This is a genomic window from Aquimarina sp. I32.4, assembly GCF_002924285.1.
Classification (GTDB): Bacteria; Bacteroidota; Bacteroidia; order Flavobacteriales; family Flavobacteriaceae; genus Aquimarina.
Window position 1 is genome coordinate 1 of the sequence record NZ_PGUB01000198.1, and the last position, 3,574, is coordinate 3,574.

At 29.5% G+C, this 3,574-nt stretch carries 4 protein-coding genes; 2 read left to right on the plus strand and 2 right to left on the minus strand.

Features of this window, described 5'->3' with window-relative positions:
• Together CVD18_RS21785 and CVD18_RS21790 are read left to right on the plus strand one after the other, a co-directional pair.
• Positions 1 to 256 (plus strand): integrase core domain-containing protein (locus CVD18_RS21785; protein ID WP_146052742.1); only part of this gene is annotated, 256 nt, incomplete at its 5' end.
• A 715-nt stretch (positions 257 to 971) separates the two neighbouring features.
• A complete protein-coding gene (locus CVD18_RS21790) occupies positions 972 to 2,279 on the plus strand; it encodes a site-specific integrase (RefSeq protein WP_103867566.1) in 1,308 nt (435 codons plus the stop codon).
• A gap of 11 nt (positions 2,280 to 2,290) precedes the next feature.
• On the opposite strand, the gene CVD18_RS21795 is transcribed toward CVD18_RS21790, so the two are convergent.
• Positions 2,291 to 2,575, minus strand: coding sequence for a hypothetical protein (locus tag CVD18_RS21795; protein ID WP_146052905.1), 285 nt, complete (start codon positions 2,573 to 2,575; stop codon positions 2,291 to 2,293).
• 259 nt (positions 2,576 to 2,834) lie between these two features.
• Positions 2,835 to 3,422, minus strand: coding sequence for a suppressor of fused domain protein (locus CVD18_RS21805; RefSeq protein WP_103867569.1), 588 nt, complete (start codon positions 3,420 to 3,422; stop codon positions 2,835 to 2,837).
• Positions 3,423 to 3,574: the final 152 nt, after the last annotated feature.

Genomic DNA, 3,574 nt, shown 5'->3' on the forward strand with positions numbered 1-3,574 from the left:
AGGGGTAAGTCAAGAGTTTACTCATGTTGCTACACCAGAGGAAAATGCACATGTAGAAGCTTATCATGGAATACTTAAAAAAGAAGTCTTTCAACGATTTGAGTATAGAACATTTGGAGAGATTCAACAAATACTAAAAAGATATGTGGTTTTCTATAACAACGTAAGGCATCATGGACTATTGGGAAGAATAACTCCTATGGAAAAATGGAACAAAGACAAACACTTAATTTTAATGAAAAATAGAGTAGCATAATTAATAATCCAAATTTAAAAGATTACTCTTGTTTTATAGGGGTCAAAACACGGCTCTTATTATGTAGCCAATCGTTACGTTAATTGATAACCTAACTCCCAATGATAAAACATAGTTGGACAATCTCTCGTCATACGTCTTAACCATTTTACAGCTAAGACTCGACTTCTTTTGAAGCGTTTATACGTGTTCAAAATCCATTTAAGAATTCGATGATGGAGGTAATAAAAGACAGGTTTTAGGGAGTTACGCTTTATTTTACCATAGTAATGTATCCAACCCTAATTTTAGGATTTAGCAAAAATGACAGATCTTGTAAATTACATTGGGTTTTAGTATGAAGTTTCATATATCTCAAATCTTCTAGAATACGCTTCTTAGATTTTCGACTCATTTTACAATCATACTGTAAAAAGCACCCTTCTTTAGTTAATTATTATAGAACTATTTACATATATATTGTTCTATAATTACTCTCTCTGTCACAAAAGGAGAATGTCCAAAATAGCATCAGAAAACCTATACACCAGCCTATGATGATACTAATCAGCTGATCTCAACAAATACCTAGATAAATTTATTATCACAAATTCACTTTAAACATTATGTAAAATAAGTATTTCCTAAAACACTTGATTTACTGATAATTAGATCTAAGTCTACCGCCAAAAAGTTCGAACTTTCTCCTGCGGAGTCGACTAAGTTAAAACCCTCGTTGTCAACAGACAACGAGGGTTTTTCTGGTTATAGAGGGTGGCTCACGTCAGTAGCAACGTCAGTAAATAGCACATTAGTAGAAATTTTTAAACTAGTTAGCAAAGATGAATTTCAAAATATGCCAAAGTTTAAAAAAGCCGTAATAGTACGTTCTAAAGCAATTAACGGCGATTATGTAAAGTTTTATGTTTGGAATACACAATTAAACGATTTAGATCGTAAAAGAATATATGTGCCTTCTGAATACAAAACAAATGCAGAAAAAGAAGCTTTCTTAAAAGATCGAAAAAAGCAAGTCAATAAACTTCTTAAAGCAGGGTATCATATAGATACTAATAAAATCAGAGAACTCAATAAAAAGAAAGAGGCTAAACAACTCAAAGAAAAGACTAAAAAAGAGCCTGTTACAATCCGCAAAGCAATTGATAGATTAGTTACCCTTAGAGAAGCTAAAAAGTACCATAAAAGGGGAATCAGCTTCTTTAAAAATACAATGCTACAATTTATAAATTGGGCAGAAAAACAAGAAGAGCCTTTGGTACATATTGAGGATATCAATTTTCATGTGATACAAGATTACCAAATGCACTTACTTACTGGTTTGAAAAACAAATCTAAAACTCACAATAATGCTCTAGGTGTTATTAGTTCTTTTTATAATGATTGTATAGAGCAACAATGGGTTGATGGTGAAAATCCTCTAGAGAAATTTGATAACCTCCCTACAGATTACGGTACAAAAAACAAACCCTATACAAATGAAGAAGTTGCAAAAATAAAGGAGTATGTTTTAAAAAATGACCCTTACCTATGGACAATCATTACTTTTATATACTATTCTTTTATGCGTCCAGTAGAATTGCGTAGGTTAAGAGTTAAGGATATTAATTTAAAGGCAAATACTATAAGTATTAAAGTTGAGCAAAGCAAATCTAAACGTTACGACATTATTCCAATAGCCCCAGCACTAAGAAAAATAATTGATGAAATGCAATTGGAACAATACGATAAAAATTACTTTATTTTTAGTTCTGCAAAAAAACCTTCAAAAATCCCAATGGGCGAAAATTACATGTCTAAACATTTTAGAGAAGTGAAAAAACATTTCGGCTTTGATAATGACCCAGATTATACCCTATATGGATTTAAACATACAGCTTGCGTAAATTGGTATAAAGAGGAAAAGGATATTATTAAAATCCAAAAAATGAGTAGGCATACAACTGTAAAAACTACAGAGCGTTACCTAAAATCAATGGGATTGTTAGAAGATGAAAAGGCAGTTTCTAGATTACCAGAAATATAATTTATTTGAACTTAATAACTATCTGGTTCTTTGGCTATCCTACCATTCCATAATATTTTTCCTGTTACTTTATCATACATTTGAATGGTAACAGGAAAAGTATAATAAGAATGATCTGTTGTTACTTCTTTATAAATTGAATCTAAACACTCTTCTATCCCCCCTATACTTGTATAAGATACATAAGCCCCATAATAACTAAATGATGAATGATGAAAAGCATCTTTAGGTTGCTTTTTTATGAAGCATTTGAAATCTGGATTAATAAGTTTATCTATAAAAGATTCAATAGTCATTTTACAACGTTTTAAGAAACAAAAATGATTAAACCATAAATTATTTTTCTTTTTTATATACATTAAAAGATTTACCCCTTTTTTCTATCCAGTGATTTGCAATTAAATGAAAAAGAGAATCATCTGTTTTAAGTTTTAGCTGTTCTAAGCCATAAATAATGTAATTAAGGTATAAGTTTGAACTATTTAAAGTTAAACAAGCTTTATTTAATTGATTAGAATTTAAATCATATAAAAACACCATCGAGTCATAGTTTATTTAAACAACAGAAATTCTATTTATGTTAAAAATATCAATATCATGTTCCTCAAATAAGTCAAATAAAGCTGTTGCTCCATTTTCTTCTTTGTATGAAAATTCTTTATCAGTTATGGGTATAGCCAATAACCAATTGACTGTTTTGTTTTTTAACTCTAAAGAGGTTAATTTATCTTCCCATAAAAAAGGAGAGGTAAACATTAAATGTTTCGTTTCCATTGATGGATAATACATTTTAATCATATTTTTAAATACAGTATTTGGCTGAACAGTCCACCTATTTTTAGAAACATAAAACCCACAAGTAGATAAAATATTTGGCAACTTATTATCTTTTTGTTTCCCTACAATTAATATTTCAATAGGTACATTACGATTACCATCATTAAACTCAATTATATTATCGTAATCTGATAATCCAATTGTACAATAAAACTTATTTGATTTATCAATTGGGTCAACTAAATCCAGTATATCTAATGAACTTTTACGATCATCATCATAGTATGGGTAAACATTAGGCTCAAATCCTATAGCCCCTGCTACAAATTTTGCTATCTTAATATTATCTTGTGATACTTGTTCCATTAATTTATTATTAGATAATGGTGTATATACTAGTCCTACTTTGTCATCTTAGGTTTGATTGTTCTTTTCTTGGTCTCTTAGTAGTTGTTTGATGTATCTTTGATGCTGTTCAAGAATTAGATTTATAGCTAATTGCGGAGTTTATATTTTGG